The sequence below is a fragment of the Enterobacter sp. CPE_E890 genome (assembly GCF_046521475.1).
GTDB lineage: Bacteria > Pseudomonadota > Gammaproteobacteria > Enterobacterales > Enterobacteriaceae > Enterobacter > Enterobacter adelaidei.
In genome coordinates, this window is the sequence record NZ_JBKFZW010000001.1 from 1,807,921 (window position 1) to 1,825,483 (window position 17,563).

Below are 17,563 nucleotides of genomic sequence, written 5' to 3' on the forward strand. Positions count from 1 at the left end.
GTGTCTCCTCAGGCAATACGGGCGAGTGGGGGATTCAGGGCGTCGCAGAAATCAGCCACATTACTCACCCAGCCAAAAAAGGTTTCGATATTGAACAGAGCCGCTTTCTGGGCGAATTCTGGCCCGGCCTGATGCGTCGCGTCTTCCAGCACGACACCGAAATACTCAAGGAAAAAGCCGTCACGCAGCGTGGATTCCACACAGACGTTGGTGGCAATACCGGTGAAGACCAGGTGACGAATACCCCGGCTGCGCAGCAGGCTGTCGAGTGGGGTGTTGAAAAAGCCGCTGTAGCGCGGTTTGGGCAGCACGATATCGCCTGGCTCAGGAACCAGTTCATCCACCAGCTGGTAATCCCATCCGCCTTTTGCCAGCAGCTTGCCCTGTAACTCGGGTTGTTTGCGCATGGTTTTCAGGGCGTTCGATTTGTGGAAGTTGGGCGAGCCAGGGCCTCCAGCCTCCACGTATTGATCGTCCCAGCCGTTCTGAAACCAGATGATGAGCATCCCGGCGGCGCGGGCGGCGGCTACGGCAGTTTTAATGTTCTCAATCACCGGTTTAGTAGCGGAAACGTCGAACCCCGCCAAATCCAGATAGCCGCCCTGACTGGCGTAGGCGTTTTGCATATCCACCACAATCAGGGCGCTCTGCTGTGCATCAAACGTGATGGTTTCCGGACGTGCAGCAAGTGTTGTCATTACGCGACCTCCTTTGTGATAGCGGGAATATGGGCGCGGCACTGCATCAGCGGCTGGATGCGCTCGCCGAAGGTTTCCACGCCGGTGAGGAAATCATCGAAGGTCAGCAGGACGCCTTCAGCGCCAGGCACTGCGGCCACTTCATCCAGCATTCTGGCGACGCTGGCGTACGAGCCAACCAGCGTGCCCATATTGATATTGACGGCGGAGGTCGGGTCGGCCATCTGGCGCACGTTGGTATCTGAGCCGGAACGGGTATCTTTCTGGCTCTGTTCGGTGAGCCAGCTTAGCGCCTCCTCGTCTGCGCCATCTTTGTAACGCTCCCATCTGGCGCGAGCGGCGTCGTCGGTCTCGTCGGCAATCACCATAAACAGCACGTAGGAACCTACGTCGCGCCCGGTTTTGTCGGCGGCCTCTTTCATCCGTGCGGCGGTCGGGGCGAAGGCGGCAGGCGTGTTTACGCCTTTCCCGAAGCAGAAGTTGAAGTCAGCGTATTTAGCAGAGAATTCCATCCCCGCGTCGCTCTGTCCGGCGCAAATGACTTTCATAGGGACAGAAGGCTGCGGGCTGACGCGACAGTCATTCATGGTGAAGAAGTCACCTTTGAAATCGCTTTTGCCGGTGCCCCACAGATCGCGCAGAACCTGCACATACTCGGTGAGGTAGTCGTAGCGACGAGAGAAGTAATCGTCACCCGGCCAGAGTCCCATCTGTTCATACTCCGGTTTTTGCCAGCCGGTCACCAGATTGACGCCAAAGCGCCCGCCGGAGATGGAGTCGATGGTGGAGGCCATACGCGCCACAATTGCAGGTGGCAGAGTGAGGGTGGCGGCGGTGGCGTAGATCTGAATACGCGAGGTTACCGCGGCCAGCCCGGCCATCAGAGTGAAGGACTCCAGGTTGTGATCCCAGAATTCGGTTTTGCCGCCAAAGCCGCGCAGCTTGATCATCGAAAGCGCAAAATCGAAATGGTAGTGCTCCGCTTTCTGCACGATGGCTTTATTCAGCTCAAAGGTCGGCATGTATTGCGGTGCGGTGGTCGAGATAAGCCAGCCGTTGTTGCCGATAGGGACGAATACGCCAATTTTCATCACGAACCTCTCTTCATCTCAGTGTGGGGTGAAAGTCAGACGTGGCGCTGCATCCTGCATATCCTGTTCAGCCTCGTGAAAAGGGTTTTGCAAAGGGGATGCCAGTTTTTAAAATAGCTTTGTTATTATGGTGTTAACGCAAGGTTGGTGAATTGAGTGCAAATAAAGTGGACTAAATGGTCAAAAGAAATGCACACAAAGCAGGCAACGGTGCGCGATGGCGGTGCAGGGGCGAGGAGGGGAATGGAGCACGATCCCGGTGCGGGCCGGGATCGCAGGTTAGCGCTTATTGTGGTTTCAACTGCCCGTTCATGCGTTTAGGCTCCGGCAGATCGCCCGTATCATTCAGCGCCCCCGGGAACGTCGACAGCCACGCTTTCACCTTCTGTTTATTGGTATGCACCGCGCTTAACCCTTCTAAACAGCCCCACAGCTCGCGGGTATTCTGCGGGGTGATCACAATGCAATCCGGCATCACGCGGATTTTTACCGCACGGCCATACGCAAACCCGGCGCGGGACAACCAGTCACCGGACAGCGGCAGAAAGTTATGCTCCATGCGCGTATAGAGCTCACCGCATGATGCACCCACCTCATCCCGCGCATGAACACGCCCGGAATGGGTCGGCTCGCCATGCAAGTCCCGCGGGTTCTTTTTGCGTACCTGCTCGCGAATTTCTTCACCATTTTCAAATACTGCATTTTCCGTTTGGGCAACAGCCCGCTCTGGCATAAAATTCTTCGCAGCCATATTCAACTCCTTATAAGTTGCTTTGTGGTTAGCGGTATTAAGGTGGTGGTACACCTTTTTACCGCGATCTTGTTTATCTATTTTTCTGTGTATTACTCACTGTATGTGTTGGGTGGTTTCAGTACGCCAATTATACCCCTATGGATAAAAACACAGGGGTAAAATGGTGGGGAAAATAGTGAAAATGCGAGGCGGCTCGAGGAAAGGGTGGGGGGGGGATTGTTGAGAGCTGGTTTGAGGCTTAGGTTCGAAGTGAGCGATAAGCGGACATTCAGGTCGGCAGTAATTCCTTTGTTGTCATCTCAAAAATCAATTGTTTTTTTATTATAATCAATTAATATTTTTATACTTTGTATATTAAGAGGATTTGAAATGACTACCCCTAACAAAAATACCGAGTCTGATTGGTATGGTTTTCAAGAGGAGATTTGTGAGCATTTTAAAAATCTAGGTGCCAATGCTAAGACAAACGTTACGGTTGAAGGAGTAAGAGGTAGTTCAAATATAGATGTTGTGGTAGAGTCAAAATACCTTGGGACTGATTTTAAATGGTTTGTAGAAGCTAAGTATTGGAATAGTAATGTAACGAAGGAAATTGTCCATGCCTTTTTTACAGTGCTTCAAAATACTGGGGCTGACAGAGGCTTTATTATTTCAAAAACAGGTTTTCAATCAGGGGCGATTGAAGCAACGAAGCATACAAATATAAGTTTATATACATTTGAGGAGTTTAAGGCGAAAACAAGTCATCTTGTGCAGTCCAATATATTGAAATCATTTTTGAATCGAGCTATTTTAACTAGTGCAAGATACTGGGGGCACACGAAACAAATAAGAATAAAATATGAGCTTAGGTATGAAATGTTTGATTATAGAGAGGTTCTCTCATGTGCTGTAATTCTTATTATTGTTACCGACTTGATTATTGATGAAGAGATTATTTATCCACTAGATGTTTCTCGATATATAGGAAGAGAAAAAGAATCTATCAATAGCTTTCATGAGTTAATGCACTGGTTGAATTCAAGTTTGAATGAGTTAGATCGTAGGATATTAGATGCTGAAATAATGATGAGGTTAAATGGCGAGTTCAATCCTGTATACGAATATTTTACACCTGACATTATGAGAATTTGCACTAAAGAAAGAATTGATAAGTTTTTAGACTATAGTTTTCTTCCTGAAAAAGAAAGGGAAATGGTGATTGAGCAACAAAGATTGGCAGAGGAATACAGAAAAAGTCGGAAGGGTAATTGACGGGGCGATATATTCAAAGAATAGCGAAAGATATTCTGAAAGCCAAGTCGACTACGGACTGTGTGTTGCATCCATCGGTTGAACTTACAGCACAAAGTGGCCCATTTACCCTTAGTGATCTTTTAAGAGTCTGTTCAATTTCCTCTGTGTCAATGCTCAACTATAGCTTGTTCATTCGGCATCAGAGGCACTCCAAATATAGGGCTGATTTGTCTATAGGCTCTGACCTGCCCCCACGATTAGATACAACACTCAGTTAGTAACGTCGGAATCTTCATTCTCAGAATGACCCTTTCTCCAGCCCGCTGCAAATTCAGACGGTGTCTGATAATTCAGCGTGGAGTGCGGGCGGCATTCGTTATAATCCTGCCGCCAGTCATTAATAATTTTCCTGGCATGAACGATATCGCTGAACCAGTGCTCATTCAAACATTCATCGCGAAATCGTCCGTTAAAGCTCTCAATAAATCCGTTCTGCGTTGGCTTGCCCGGCTGGATTAAGCGCAACTCAACACCATGCTCAAAGGCCCATTGATCCAGTGCACGGCAAGTGAACTCCGGCCCCTGGTCAGTTCTTATCGTCGCCGGATAGCCTCGAAACAGTGCAATGCTGTCCAGAATACGCGTGACCTGAACGCCTGAAATCCCAAAGGCAACAGTGACCGTCAGGCATTCCTTTGTGAAATCATCGACGCAGGTAAGACACTTGATCCTGCGACCGGTGGAAAGTGCGTCCATGACGAAATCCATCGACCAGGTCAGATTGGGCGCCGCCGGACGGAGCAGCGGCAGACGTTCTGTTGCCAGCCCTTTACGACGTCTTCTGCGTTTTACGCCCAGGCCACTGAGGTGATAAAGCCGGTACACGCGCTTATGATTAACATGAAGCCCTTCACGGCGCAGCAACTGCCAAATACGACGGTAGCCAAAACGCCTGCGCTCCAGTGCCAGCTCAGTGATGCGCCCTGATAAATGCGCATCAGCAGCCGGACGGTGAGCCTCATAGCGGCAGGTCGACAGGGATAAACCTGTAAGCCTGCAGGCACGACGTTGCGACAGACCGGTCGCATCACACATCAACATCACGGCTTCCCGCTTCTGGTCTGTCGTCAGTACTTTCGCCCAAGAGCCACCTGAAGCGCCTCTTTATCCAGCATGGCTTCGGCAAGCAGCTTCTTGAGTCTGGCGTTCTCTTCCTCAAGCGACTTCAGGCGCTTAACTTCAGGCACCTCCATACCGCCATACTTCTTACGCCAGGTGTAAAACGTGGCATCGGAAATGGCATGCTTGCGGCAGAGTTCACGGGCGGGTACCCCAGCTTCGGCTTCGCGGAGAATACTGATGATCTGTTCGTCGGAAAAACGCTTCTTCATGGGGATGTCCTCATGTGGCTTATGAAGACATTACTAACATCGGGGTGTACTAATCAACGGGGAGCAGGTCAGCTCGGGCTCACTCCATTAATGGCGCAAAAAAAGCGCAGGCATATGGTTACACATCACGTGCTTTACCAGTTCAGTTGTGGGATTAAGTGAGACAATTAGAGTTCAATATGGGGCGAATAAATTCCGTTTTACATATTTCCTGACTTCCCTGATAGTCACTCTTTTCGATTGGTGGCTATCAGGGGGCATATTCAACTGGTGCGGCTACGGACTACAGGTTAATGATTTCTTCCTCACTAAACCAGCCTGACGCGATAACTTTAGCCTTCACTGATACTGGCATCTTCGTGTACGCGACAACGGCAAGGCTTTTTTGTGCCCTGCTACAGATAACGTATAAAAGGCGACGTGATTTTTTAGGCAAGGAATCTTCGCTCGTACCTTCCTTTTTTATTTCATCCTTCGTAAGTTCCTTAACGCCAAGCAGTCTGTCATAACTGAATGTGGAACCTCGGGCTTCTTCATCATCCAGAATAGCCATGACGCGAGGAAACTCCAATCCTTTCACCCCTTGATGGGTACCGTACGACGAGGTGGAAGATATGTAGCTGATAAAATTTTCCAGTTCCTGGAAAGATGCGTTCAGGGATTGTTTCCATGCATCAAACTCCTTATTGAACTGATTTTCCTCTGTTGATACATCATCGAGCGGCGGCGACTCCAGTTGTAGCAGGAATGTTTCAGGGAGGATAAGCAAGTCCCCTTCATGTACCAGTCGACACACCTCAAGAATAGAAGGCGTTAGCTTCCCATCTAGGCGGGCTTTTATCTGGTCTATCATAAGTTGTGCTTCACGAAAAAGCTCCAGCGGGTCGGCAGCATATTCAAGCCGCGAGGCGGAAAATACAGGTGAGTGATTACGCATAATGGTGGCAATTCTGAAATCATCATCACAGCGTATCGCGTTGATTAATGGCCACAGTTGCGAGGATAGGAAAGTAATCTCCAGCCGCTCTCCCTTGATTGCCGCATCTCCCAGTCTGTCTACTTCAAGAAGGGGGTGAAGAAAATTAGCGAACTCACCGCGAGTGGCAGCCATACGGTGTTCAAGCGTGAGCACTTTGACTAACTTTATATTGTTCCATTCCGGGTCATTCGCGAACTCAGCCATATGTTCGGCAATATGACGTTCAACCTCAGCCTTGTTCTTGGGGGTATTTGTATCGACGACAAACAGTCGCGCGGTGCCGGGCTGGGCATCGTTAGCCGGATACTGAATGTGTTTGTCATTGTACTTCCGGATATTGTTTATCAGAGTGACTATTCTTTCAGGCGATCGGTGATTAATCGTTATCTCCGGAGACTGCCATCCCGGTGGTAACTGAGTGGTCAAGTCGTATTTTCCCCCCATGAAAATTTGCTGCATCATGTCGCCAAACAGCCCGAGACAGAACTGATTAGGATTTTTTTGCTGTGTCATGATGAGCGACTCAATCAAAGATTTGTCAGTGTCCTGGCTTTCATCAATTAAGAGCACCGGATATCTGCTGTAGAGGATCTCTCTGAGCAAAGCTTCAGTCTGAAGAAGATGTGCGGTTACTTTTATAACATCATGATGATTTAACGCACCTCTTTCAGGACGGCTCGTGGACGGGCAGTAGCTGAATTTTTGGATTGAATTGAGGTGTTCAAGCCGTTTCTTTTTACTCTCTAAACTTCGCCTGTTTTTTTCTGCCGTTGGGCCCGCAGGTTTTGTGCTCTTCGCGATTGCAAGAGTGAGTTGTTCAATACTTTTTGGGAGATCGCCTTCCATCCACAATTTGATGTCCGCGGTAAATGGGTTGATTAAATCCCAGCAAAAACTGTGTATGGTCGAAACCATGAAGTTGGCATCAAAGAATAACCGTCGTTGAATTTCTTCACAGGCTGCATTTGTATACGTGATAATACCTATTCTTTTTCCTGATTTAGACAGTTCAGCAGAATACTCATGTTTCATTCTCTCCAATACGCTGACCAACGTGCGGGTTTTGCCCGACCCCGCACCGGCAAAAAGCAGAAAGCTTCTGGGATTGTTCAGGTCCATATAACTGAAAAGCTCATTAACGATGGTGTCAACTGAGGAAGACATCTCCATATCTATTTGACCTCCTGCTGGTCAGTGGTATCAATCACTACCGGAGTGAGGTCTTTACTTGCATCATCCAGCGCTTGCTTAAGCCAGTCGAGACCCTCTTGTATGTAGGCTGGTGCGATGAGCTTTCCAGGGTCTGCACAGAACAGTAAATCGAGTGCCATTTCAGCTTTATCATAAGTGAGGGCCTCAAAAAGCGCCTCACAGCACTCCTCAAGCGAACTAAGCTTAAGTGCTTTTTGCATTTGCCTCATCATCCCGGTCGGTTTTTCTACATTTCGGAATAAATCGGGATTTGTAAGTGCAATCGCATCTTCAAAGGTGTATGGATATGCCAAGGCTTCATCACCGTCTGGCTTAAATTTAATGGGGATGCCGTACTGAAAGGCGACTCTCACTTTACCGCAAACTTTTTTATGCTCAGGCATACTGAGGACTTTATCCAAATCGTCCTCACCCCCTAACCAGGTTTTGATGGAATGGCTGCCAGTTATGTATCCTTTTCCTAGCTTTGGTCGGATGGCTTTTGGCTTGGCTCTAGAACTACCCGAGTCTTCCGGAGTTTCCACGGGGGGGCATTGAGCATCGGTATCTGTAATAACAAGGGTAGGGATCCCAAGAATATCAATTAGTGATTTCAGCCGGTGAGCATGAGATCCGCCAACTTCCAGAATTGATATGTAGCTGTTGTCTAGGCTGGTATCGGTGTTGGGATCATTACGTATGAAGTGTGGCATCAAAATTCGTTCAGCCGCACCTTCGACAAGAATTATTCCGTTCGCAAAGAAAAGGTCGCAGTGAGTTGTCTTCAGGTAACGCGCGACGAACTGAGCCGTTTCTGAAATATCCCCCTCAACGCTTTTACCGCGGCCAAAGGTACAAGACAAATCAACCACATCTGCCGTAGGCACGTCATGTGAGCCTGTCGCGGGTTTGCGTTTAAAGTATCTGAGTTTTTCGAACCCCACCTCATGCGCAAGGTAACTTGAATGCGTGCTCACCACCAGTTGGCTTGAGAATTTTTTAGACTCACCTAAATCCGTATGATTCCGTAGCACACCATAGGCTTTTTTAATGAATACCTGCTGAACCTGAGCGTGCAGGTGGGCTTCCGGCTCTTCAATTAAAATAAGATGCAGAGGTTCAACCGTGGCATCCTCTTCCTGCTTTCTCAGCCCTGCTTTCCCAACCCGCATCCAGTGATCCCTGAAGCTCATCATGGTAAATACCATTGAGATAAGATTCTTGTAACCAAGACCGTTGTATTTCTCGGACAGACTCATCAGGGAGGTTCCCGTCTCCTGACTGGTCTTCTGGATTTCAAAGAGAATGGCGGCTTCATGATCTAAATTGTCGATAGGGTTGACCCTGCTCGATAATCTTATGTGTGGGTCAGTGAAGCCCGGATATCCCAGCCCCTCGATTTCCTTTAGCTGATCAGTAAACACATCATTCAATCTTTCATCAAAAGAGTGTTGCGCATACGCAATGGATTTAAGGGCGTCCAGATCTTCATTACCAGGAAGATCTGTGGGGTTCAAATGCCGGTTATAGTACTGGTTCATCTGACTGGCCAGATTAGACCCGCCATGCAGGGAACCAGTTGATACATAGGGATCTGAAAAGCCCCGTGTCGCATCTATGATGTCGACCTTAAACAGTCCGTTGAAAGGATAAAAATCTAAGGGGGGTTGCTCCTCAGCCAGTGTCTGAGGGTGAAACTCCCCATTTGGCTCAGGATTAACTTTTGCGGGATCCAGTATGTAGGACTTAATCTCAAAGACCTTGGATACTTCTCGTTCGAGGTATTCCCGCATCGAACCCGGCCAGACCGAAAAGGTGAAGCTACTGGCTTCTGCTCCCGTGCCGTCCGAGTCTTTTTTGCTATTTGTTTCAGCCGTTGCTTTAAGCTGCTCAGCTGCTTTAAAACAGTCAATAAAGTCAGCTTTTAAGACATCGAGGTTTTTAGGTTGATAAATCATCCTGATACCCAAGAGTCCGCCGTCCCATTTTAATGTCGGAATCAGGTGTCGCACCCGGTGGATCTCACTTTTCTCGACTTTTAACCAGACATCCAGTGTCGGACATAAAGGCTGCCAATCGATAATCTTTTCACCAGCTTCTTGGGCGTTTACCCATGCCAGACCAAATAGATTTAGCATATGCCAGTTCGACAGGGTGAAATCGGCCGCACCCAGCTTGCGCGATGTGGTCGGTTTACCTGATGCCGCGCTCGCAGTCGTTTTTCCTCGTTGGTCGAGGAAGAAAATCAGGGCATCCATAGCGGACGTTTTACCGCTATTGTTTGCCCCAACGAGCAGGGTTTCTTTATCGGCTAAGTGAATTCTGCAGGTTTTCAGTTTTCGGTAATTTTGGATATCAATATATTCAATTTTCATGTGGCCTCCTTTCCTCAGTCATGACGAAAAAATCCTCAGTGTAAGGATGAGATTTATCAGTAAAGTGAAATTGGTGGTCTACTCAGGCTGAAGCCAGCATTTCAACCATGGTTATATTAATGTTGTATTAATTTTGAACGCTACTGTCTAGTGGAATATTTGGCACTGAAAAACAGTGTTAATCCCAGACCAGCTTAATGATCACTTGGCCATGCTTATACCGAGACCTGTTAGTTTACGTGAAAACGGGTAAACCCTGTGTTCAACGGACCCCGATGACGGCCAACCGGCCTTCACCACTGAACCCAACCAAATAATGTTTAAAAATCCTCTGGCTGCTTGAGTATTAATAGCATTGGGCGAAGCCAAGGCGTGATCATGCCTATTACAGAGGTGTTTGGCGTATAAATAAATGACCAATGGCTCCTTTGACCTGCTCCCCTAAAACTAATGTAAAGCGGACTTAGCATTGTCGGCTCATGGCACGAAGCGCCCATCTAAAGGACCCCAGAGTCTACTAAACACAATGGTTGCCAACATTCGCTCTCGGCCATCCCTCACAACTCTTTCCCTTCTTTGAATCAGCACACCCCATCCCCCCAAAATGTCGAGACACCTCACCGCATTTGCTATGCTATGGCAAACCAACAAGGAGAGCGCTGATGACACAAGGTGCAGTGAAAACACCCGGTAAACGTTCGCAGGCGGTGAGTGCGAAAAAGCAGGCCATTCTGAGCGCGGCGCTGGAGACGTTTTCACAGTTTGGCATCCACGGCACGCGGCTGGAGCAGGTGGCAGAGCGGGCAGGGGTGTCAAAAACCAATCTGCTGTACTACTACCCGTCAAAAGAGGTGCTCTACGTTGCGGTGCTGCAACAGATCCTCGATATCTGGCTGGCGCCGCTCAAGGCGTTTCGCGAAGAATTCACCCCGCTGGTGGCGATTAAAGAGTACATCCGCCTCAAGCTTGAGGTCTCCCGCGACTACCCGCAGGCATCACGGTTGTTCTGCCTTGAGATGTTACAAGGCGCGCCGTTGCTGAAAACCGAGCTGACCGGGGATTTAAAACAGCTGGTGGACGATAAATCGGAGATCATTGCCGGGTGGGTCGCCAGCGGCAAACTGGCACCGGTAGAGCCGCATCATCTGATCTTTATGATTTGGGCCTCCACTCAGCACTATGCTGACTTTTCGGCCCAGGTCGAAGCGGTAACCGGCAAAACACTTCAGGATGAAACCTTCTTCCAGAACACGCTGGAAAACGTGCAGCGGATGATTATCGAAGGGATCCGCGTACGCTAGTTCCCCTCACCCTAACCCTCTCCCACAGGGAGAGGGGACTGTTCTGTGCTGTCTTTTCTCCCTCGCCCCTATGGGGAGAGGGGGCAGCTTAAATCGCCTTCTTCACACTGCATCATCGACGCCAGATACGCTTCGCGCTCGACGGTTTTCTCCGTCATACACTGGTTGATGATCATGGGCTGCACGCTGCCGCCCTCTGTACCCGAACCGACAAAAGCACAATCCGCATCACGCAGGGCTATCCACGCCAGTTGTGCCTTCTTTAACAGATCGCGCTGTGGAACAGCTGCACGTTTCATGGCGGCCTGGTAAGTCTGGTTGAGCTTTTTGTCTGCCGCCTGGTATTGCGTGGCCGTACAGGTGTTCAGCTCAAGCTGCGTGCTGGCGTTGCCGCACTCATCCGCCAGTGCGCTGGTGCTCAGCAGTAACGCGCCTGCGGCAATCAGTAATCGTTTCATCATTTTCTCCCTGTAAAAAAGCCGGATGCGCTGCGCTTATCCGGCCCGTGGTGACAGATGTCCGCCCCGGTAAGCTTAGCGCCACCGGGGGATTTTACACGATTAACCGATGGTCATCAGGCTGGCGTTACCGCCTGCGGCCGCGGTGTTGACGCTGAGTGAACGCTCAACGTACAGGCGCTCCAGCAGCAGGTTGGTTTCGCCGCGGGCAAAGCCCTGCACCGACACAATCGGCCCACGACGCTCCGCCACCTGCTCGCACAGTTCACGGAGCTGGTCAGAATCACCGTGGTAGATAACGGCGTCAAACGGCTGCGTCAGCAATGCATCCGCTTTCGCGAAGTGAATGCGGGACGAGACTGCTTTCGGCAGCTGTTTAGCCAGGTCACGATGCAGCGCATCTTCCGGCCACAGCACTTCACAACCGGTCGCCGCGGCAGCAGCCAGCTGCACCAGCGCATCCTGCTCGTTATCCGCCACGCACAGCACGCGCTCACGCGGCATCAGCGTCCAGGTGTTGCGCTCGCCGGTTGGACCCGGCAGCAGACGCTGCGTACCTGCCTGCGCCAGCTCGCCATACTGCTGCGCGAGAGCACGCAGTTCAGGACGTTTTTCCGCCCACGTGATAAGCGCTTCCAGCGGCTGCGTCAGCACGGTTTTCAGCTGCGCATCCACCGGATAGTCCGCGTCCTGACGTGCCAGGGTGACGCCCAGGGCATTCTCCGGACGGTTCGCCAGCAGACGGTACAGATAGAGCGGACCACCCGCTTTCGGACCCGTACCGGACAAGCCTTCGCCGCCGAACGGCTGCACGCCCACGACCGCGCCAACCATGTTGCGGTTAACGTACAGGTTGCCCACTTTGGCGCTGCCGGTCACCTGCGCGATGGTCTCGTCGATGCGGGTATGCACGCCGAGCGTCAGGCCATAGCCGGAGGCGTTGATCTGCTCAACCAGCTCGTTGAGGTTGTTACGGTTGTAGCGCACCACGTGCAGCACCGGGCCGAAGACCTCTTTTTTCAGCTCGTCGAAGCTTGCCAGCTCAATCAGCGTTGGCGGCACAAAGGTGCCGGTCCGCCATTCGCGGGTATCTTCGCTGTTCTCGCGCACCGCCTGGAACACCGGACGGCCTTTCGCGCGCATGGTCTGAATGTGGTTTTCGATGTTGGCTTTGGCTTCCGCGTCGATCACCGGGCCGATATCGGTGGTGAGACGGCCCGGATTGCCCATACGGCATTCGGACATTGCACCGCGCAGCATCTTCAGCGTGTGGTCGGCCACGTCATCCTGCAGGCACAGCACGCGCAGGGCGGAGCAGCGCTGACCGGCGCTGTCGAAGGCGGAAGCCAGAACGTCAACCACCACCTGCTCGGTGAGCGCGGAGGAGTCAACGATCATGGCGTTCATGCCGCCGGTTTCCGCGATGAGCGGCGTCGGACGACCTTGCGCGTCAAGACGGGTGGCAATGTTGCGCTGCAGCAGGGAGGCCACTTCGGTCGAGCCGGTGAACATCACGCCGCGCACGCGGTTATCGGCGGTGAGCTTCGCACCGACGGTTTCCCCCCGGCCCGGCAGCAGCTGTACCACGCCCGCCGGAACGCCGGCTTCCAGAAGAATATTGATGCCCTGGGCGGCAATCAGCGGGGTCTGCTCTGCCGGTTTCGCCAGCACGCTGTTGCCCGCCGCAAGCGCAGCGGCAATCTGGCCGGTGAAGATCGCCAGCGGGAAGTTCCACGGGCTGATACAGACGACCGGGCCAAGCGGACGGTGGGTTTCGTTATCGAAATCATCACGCACCTGGCCGGCATAGTAGTGCAGGAAGTCGACGGCCTCGCGCACTTCGGCAATGGCGTTGCTGAAGGTTTTACCCGCTTCGCGCACCAGAATGCCGATGAGCTGTTGCATCTGATCTTCCATCAGCACCGCAGCGCGTTCGAGAATGGCGGCACGTTCCTCAGGAGGGGTGGCGAACCAGATAGGGGCGTTATTTACTGCGCTGTCCAGCGCCTGATCCACTTCCGCGTCAGTCGCTTCACGCACGTAGCCGACGATATCTTTTGGCTCCGCCGGGTTAATCACTGGCTGCATTTCTCCATCAGCGACAGGTTGCTCCAGCATTGGTTTAGCCTGCCATTTCTGCAGCGCGCTGTTGAGCAGGGCAGAGGAGAGGGATGCCAGACGATGTTCGTTGGCGAGATCCAGACCTGCCGAGTTCACGCGGCCTTTGCCGTACAACTCGCGCGGCAGGGCAATCTTCGGATGCGGCAGGCCAATCTGGCCTTCCTGCGCCGCCATCTTCTCAACCGCCTGCACCGGATCGGCCACCAGTTCATCAAGCGGCAGCGTGGTGTCGGCAATACGGTTAACGAAGGAGGTATTCGCGCCGTTTTCCAGCAGACGACGCACCAGGTACGCCAGCAGGGTTTCGTGGGTGCCCACCGGGGCATAGATACGGCACGGACGGTTCAGCTTGCCGTCCGCCACTTTACCGGTGACCTGCTCGTACAGCGGTTCACCCATGCCGTGCAGGCACTGGAATTCATACTGGCCCGGGTAGTAGTTCTGTCCGGCCAGGCTGTAGATCGCCGCCAGGGTGTGGGCATTGTGGGTAGCGAACTGCGGATAGATCAGGTTCGGCACGCCGAGCAGCTTTTTCGCGCAGGCGAGGTAAGAGACGTCGGTGTACACCTTGCGGGTATAGACCGGATAGCCTTCCAGACCGTCCATCTGGGCGCGTTTGATTTCGCTGTCCCAGTAGGCGCCTTTCACCAGACGGATCATCAGGCGGCGACGGCTGCGGCTTGCCAGGTCAATCAGATAATCAATGACGAACGGACAGCGCTTCTGGTAGGCCTGAATAACGAAACCAATCCCGTTCCAGCCCGCCAGCTCTGGCTCGAAGCACAGTTTTTCCAGCAGATCGAGAGAGATCTCCAGACGGTCGGCCTCTTCGGCATCGATGTTAATACCAATATCATACTGGCGCGCCAGCAGGGTCAGCGATTTCAGTCGTGGGTAGAGTTCTTCCATCACCCGGTCGTACTGCGCGCGGCTGTAGCGCGGGTGCAGCGCGGACAGCTTAATGGAGATGCCCGGGCCTTCATAAATCCCGCGACCGTTTGACGCTTTACCAATGGCGTGGATCGCCTGCTGGTAAGAAACCATATAGGCCTGCGCGTCGGCGGCGGTCAGCGCTGCTTCACCCAGCATGTCGTACGAGTAGCGGAAACCTTTATCTTCCAGCTTGCGGGCGTTTGCCAGCGCTTCGGCAATGGTTTCACCCGTGACAAACTGCTCGCCCATCAGGCGCATCGCCATATCCACGCCCTTGCGGATCAGCGGCTCGCCGCTCTTGCCGATGATGCGGTTCAGGGAACGGGAGAGGTTGGCTTCGTTATGGGTCGAGACCAGCTTGCCGGTAAACAGCAGACCCCAGGTGGCGGCGTTAACGAACAGCGACGGGCTGCGGCCAATGTGTGACTGCCAGTTACCGTTGCTGATCTTGTCGCGGATCAGCGCGTCACGGGTGGCTTTATCCGGAATACGCAGCAGCGCTTCCGCGAGGCACATCAGCGCCACGCCTTCCTGTGACGAGAGGGAAAACTCCTGCAGCAGACCCTGAACCATTCCGGCGCGGCCGGTGGCGGTTTTCTGGTTACGCAGCTTGTCCGCTAATTGATACGCCAGGCTGTGTGCCTGCGCGGCAATCGCTTCTGGCAGGCGGGCCTGCTCCAGCAGCATCGGAACGGCGTCGGTTTCGGCACGGCGCCAGGCGCCGGTGATGGCGGCACGGCTGACGGATTGCGGCAGGATCTGCTCGGCAAATTCAAGGAACGGCTGATGACTGTCTTCGCCCGCGATCGGGGCTTCCTCGCTTTCATTCGCCGCGCCAGCCAGCAGGGCAGGCAGCTCTGGCAGACCGTCTTCACTCTCCAGTCTTTCCAGATAGTTAAAAATTGCCTGCTTGATTAGCCAGTGTGGTGTGCGGTCAATGCGGGTGGCTGCGGACTTAATCCGTTCGCGCGTTGCGTCATCCAGCTTAACCCCCATGGTGGTCATACCCATGCCAAAACTCCTGTTGTTCTTTAATAGTGTTCTGTCGTTAGCGTGAAATATCCACCATGTTGCAACTTTGTGCAACCGTGTTAAATGTGACCTGGTTTGCAACCCAGAAAATGAATGGATTGTTAATGAATGGTTAGCTGGAAAAAAGAGCTGGCTTCTGCATCTCAGGCCTGTTTTTATGCGGCGCTTAACATTTTTAAAAGGTGCAACCCGTATAAGTTTGAGCGAGTGCAACCTATAGGAAAGTTGTATCAAGCCAGGGATGAATTTGATGTAAATGCAGTGTTAAATCGTTTGTCAGCGGGGTGCGCATACGGCAGGATAGCGCGCCCAACGGAAACACAAGATACATTCACCACGTTCCGGTGATCATATAACAAGGCAACCCGGACGGTTGTCGCTCGACTTTTTGGAGAATTTGAATGGCTATTAGCACACCGATGCTGGTGACATTTCTCGTTTATATTTTTGGCATGATCCTTATAGGGTTTTTGGCATGGCGTTCAACAAAGAACTTTGACGACTACATTCTGGGCGGACGTAGTTTAGGCCCGATGGTGACCGCGTTGTCTGCGGGGGCATCAGACATGAGCGGCTGGCTGCTGATGGGGTTACCAGGCGCGATTTTCATCTCCGGTATTTCAGAAAGCTGGATTGCCATCGGCCTGACTGTCGGGGCATGGATCAACTGGAAACTGGTGGCAGGCCGTCTGCGTGTGCATACCGAGGCCAATAACAACGCCCTGACGCTGCCGGATTACTTCACCGGACGCTTTGAAGATAACAGCCGCATCCTGCGCATTATCTCTGCGGTGGTTATTTTGCTGTTCTTCACCATCTACTGTGCCTCCGGCATTGTGGCGGGCGCGCGTCTGTTCGAAAGCACCTTCGGCATGAGCTACGAAACCGCCCTCTGGGCCGGTGCTGCGGCGACCATCCTGTATACCTTCGTGGGCGGTTTCCTGGCCGTAAGCTGGACAGACACCGTGCAGGCGAGCCTGATGATCTTCGCCCTGATCCTGACCCCGGTGATTGTTATTTTCACCGTTGGCGGCTTTGCCGATTCGCTGGAAGTGATCAAACAGAAGAGCATTGAAAACGTCGACATGCTGAAAGGGTTGAACTTCGTTGCCATCGTGTCGCTGATGGGCTGGGGTCTGGGTTACTTCGGTCAGCCGCATATTCTGGCGCGCTTTATGGCCGCGGACTCTCACCACACCATCGTGCATGCGCGTCGTATCAGTATGACGTGGATGATCCTGTGTCTGGCGGGGGCGTGTGCGGTAGGCTTCTTCGGTATTGCGTACTTCAACAATAACCCGGCACAGGCGGGCGCGGTGAACCAGAACGCCGAACGTGTGTTCATTGAGCTGGCGCAGATTCTGTTTAACCCGTGGATTGCCGGTATTCTGCTCTCCGCGATCCTGGCGGCGGTGATGTCTACCCTGAGCTGCCAGCTGCTGGTTTGCTCCAGTGCCATCACCGAAGACCTGTACAAAGCTTTCCTGCGTAAAGGTGCAAGCCAGAAAGAGCTGGTGTGGGTAGGGCGCTTTATGGTTCTGCTGGTGGCGCTGGTGGCCATCGCACTGGCGGCCAACCCGGAAAACCGCGTGCTGGGCCTCGTGAGCTACGCATGGGCGGGCTTTGGTGCGGCATTTGGTCCGGTCGTGCTGTTCTCCGTCATGTGGTCACGTATGACCCGTAACGGCGCGCTGGCGGGAATGATTATCGGTGCGCTGACCGTTATCGTCTGGAAACAGTTCGCATGGCTGGGCCTGTACGAAATCATACCGGGCTTCATTTTCGGCAGCGTTGGTATTGTGGTCTTCAGCCTGCTGGGTAAAGCGCCGTCCGCCTCCATGCAGAAACGCTTTGCTGAAGCAGATGCGCATTACCGCTCTGCACCGCCGACTAAGCTGCAGCCGGAATAATTTTTCCCTCGGAACACTGAAGGCCGGGCAAGCGCTAGCGCTGCCCGGCTTTTTTCTTGCCAAAATCCGTAATTTCCTGTGATATCCATGTGC

At 52.6% G+C, this 17,563-nt stretch carries 11 protein-coding genes; 3 read left to right on the forward strand and 8 right to left on the reverse strand.

Annotated elements, in window-relative coordinates:
* Nucleotides 1-8 precede the first annotated feature (8 nt).
* The 3 genes from rutB to ACLHV9_RS08925 form a co-directional block, all read right to left on the reverse strand.
* Nucleotides 9-698: a pyrimidine utilization protein B gene (gene rutB, locus ACLHV9_RS08915; RefSeq protein ID WP_108090252.1), complete on the reverse strand. Its 690-nt coding sequence runs from the start codon at nucleotides 696-698 to the stop codon at nucleotides 9-11.
* Nucleotides 698-1,789: a pyrimidine utilization protein A gene (gene rutA / locus ACLHV9_RS08920; RefSeq protein WP_028019113.1), complete on the reverse strand. Its 1,092-nt coding sequence runs from the start codon at nucleotides 1,787-1,789 to the stop codon at nucleotides 698-700. The genes rutB and rutA overlap by 1 nt, the downstream gene beginning before the upstream one ends.
* A gap of 286 nt (nucleotides 1,790-2,075) precedes the next feature.
* Nucleotides 2,076-2,540: a SymE family type I addiction module toxin gene (locus ACLHV9_RS08925; RefSeq protein WP_108090250.1), complete on the reverse strand. Its 465-nt coding sequence runs from the start codon at nucleotides 2,538-2,540 to the stop codon at nucleotides 2,076-2,078.
* Between the two features lie 372 nt (nucleotides 2,541-2,912).
* On the opposite strand from ACLHV9_RS08925, the gene ACLHV9_RS08930 reads away from it, so the two are divergent.
* Nucleotides 2,913-3,797, forward strand: coding sequence for a restriction endonuclease (locus tag ACLHV9_RS08930; protein ID WP_108090249.1), 885 nt, complete (start codon nucleotides 2,913-2,915; stop codon nucleotides 3,795-3,797).
* A gap of 252 nt (nucleotides 3,798-4,049) precedes the next feature.
* Here the strand turns inward: ACLHV9_RS08930 and ACLHV9_RS08935 are convergent.
* The 3 genes from ACLHV9_RS08935 to ACLHV9_RS08945 all read right to left on the reverse strand — a co-directional run bounded on the left by ACLHV9_RS08935 (nucleotide 4,050) and on the right by ACLHV9_RS08945 (nucleotide 9,715).
* Nucleotides 4,050-5,170 (reverse strand): IS3-like element ISSen4 family transposase gene (locus ACLHV9_RS08935; protein WP_087451024.1). Its coding sequence is split into 2 segments (ribosomal slippage): nucleotides 4,050-4,912 and nucleotides 4,912-5,170, totalling 1,122 coding nucleotides; the frame shifts between segments, so codons are not numbered across the junction.
* Nucleotides 5,171-5,453: 283 nt separating this feature from the next.
* Nucleotides 5,454-7,319 carry a UvrD-helicase domain-containing protein gene (locus ACLHV9_RS08940; protein ID WP_108090248.1) on the reverse strand — a complete coding sequence of 622 codons (1,866 nt, stop codon included), beginning with the start codon at nucleotides 7,317-7,319 and terminating at the stop codon, nucleotides 5,454-5,456.
* Between the two features lie 2 nt (nucleotides 7,320-7,321).
* A complete protein-coding gene (locus tag ACLHV9_RS08945; protein WP_407220380.1) occupies nucleotides 7,322-9,715 on the reverse strand; it encodes an AAA family ATPase in 2,394 nt (797 codons plus the stop codon).
* Nucleotides 9,716-10,377: 662 nt separating this feature from the next.
* Between ACLHV9_RS08945 and rutR the strand changes: the two genes are divergently transcribed.
* On the forward strand, nucleotides 10,378-11,016 hold the full coding sequence (gene rutR, locus ACLHV9_RS08950; RefSeq protein WP_108090246.1) for an HTH-type transcriptional regulator RutR: 639 nt from the start codon (nucleotides 10,378-10,380) through the stop codon (nucleotides 11,014-11,016).
* 68 nt (nucleotides 11,017-11,084) lie between these two features.
* Here rutR and ACLHV9_RS08955 read toward each other — a convergent pair whose 3' ends face one another.
* Together ACLHV9_RS08955 and putA are read right to left on the reverse strand one after the other, a co-directional pair.
* Nucleotides 11,085-11,474: a lysozyme inhibitor LprI family protein gene (locus ACLHV9_RS08955; protein ID WP_108090245.1), complete on the reverse strand. Its 390-nt coding sequence runs from the start codon at nucleotides 11,472-11,474 to the stop codon at nucleotides 11,085-11,087.
* Nucleotides 11,475-11,576: 102 nt separating this feature from the next.
* Nucleotides 11,577-15,539, reverse strand: a complete 3,963-nt coding sequence (gene putA, locus ACLHV9_RS08960; protein WP_108090244.1) for a trifunctional transcriptional regulator/proline dehydrogenase/L-glutamate gamma-semialdehyde dehydrogenase — start codon at nucleotides 15,537-15,539, stop codon at nucleotides 11,577-11,579.
* 422 nt (nucleotides 15,540-15,961) lie between these two features.
* Between putA and putP the strand changes: the two genes are divergently transcribed.
* Complete coding sequence (putP, locus tag ACLHV9_RS08965; protein WP_108090243.1) at nucleotides 15,962-17,470, forward strand: sodium/proline symporter PutP; 1,509 nt, start codon at nucleotides 15,962-15,964, stop codon at nucleotides 17,468-17,470.
* Nucleotides 17,471-17,563: the final 93 nt, after the last annotated feature.

Excerpts from the sequence above, each read along its gene's own strand:
- rutB (WP_108090252.1), bottom strand. The coding sequence starts at position 698 with ATGACAACACTTGCTGCACGTCCGGAAACCATCACGTTTGATGCACAG.
- ACLHV9_RS08925 (WP_108090250.1), bottom strand. The coding sequence starts at position 2,540 with ATGGCTGCGAAGAATTTTATGCCAGAGCGGGCTGTTGCCCAAACGGAA.
- ACLHV9_RS08955 (WP_108090245.1), bottom strand. The coding sequence starts at position 11,474 with ATGAAACGATTACTGATTGCCGCAGGCGCGTTACTGCTGAGCACCAGC.
- rutA (WP_028019113.1), bottom strand. The coding sequence starts at position 1,789 with ATGAAAATTGGCGTATTCGTCCCTATCGGCAACAACGGCTGGCTTATC.
- rutR (WP_108090246.1), top strand. The coding sequence starts at position 10,378 with ATGACACAAGGTGCAGTGAAAACACCCGGTAAACGTTCGCAGGCGGTG.
- ACLHV9_RS08930 (WP_108090249.1), top strand. The coding sequence starts at position 2,913 with ATGACTACCCCTAACAAAAATACCGAGTCTGATTGGTATGGTTTTCAA.
- putP (WP_108090243.1), top strand. The coding sequence starts at position 15,962 with ATGGCTATTAGCACACCGATGCTGGTGACATTTCTCGTTTATATTTTT.
- ACLHV9_RS08945 (WP_407220380.1), bottom strand. The coding sequence starts at position 9,715 with ATGAAAATTGAATATATTGATATCCAAAATTACCGAAAACTGAAAACC.
- ACLHV9_RS08940 (WP_108090248.1), bottom strand. The coding sequence starts at position 7,319 with ATGGAGATGTCTTCCTCAGTTGACACCATCGTTAATGAGCTTTTCAGT.
- putA (WP_108090244.1), bottom strand. The coding sequence starts at position 15,539 with ATGGGTATGACCACCATGGGGGTTAAGCTGGATGACGCAACGCGCGAA.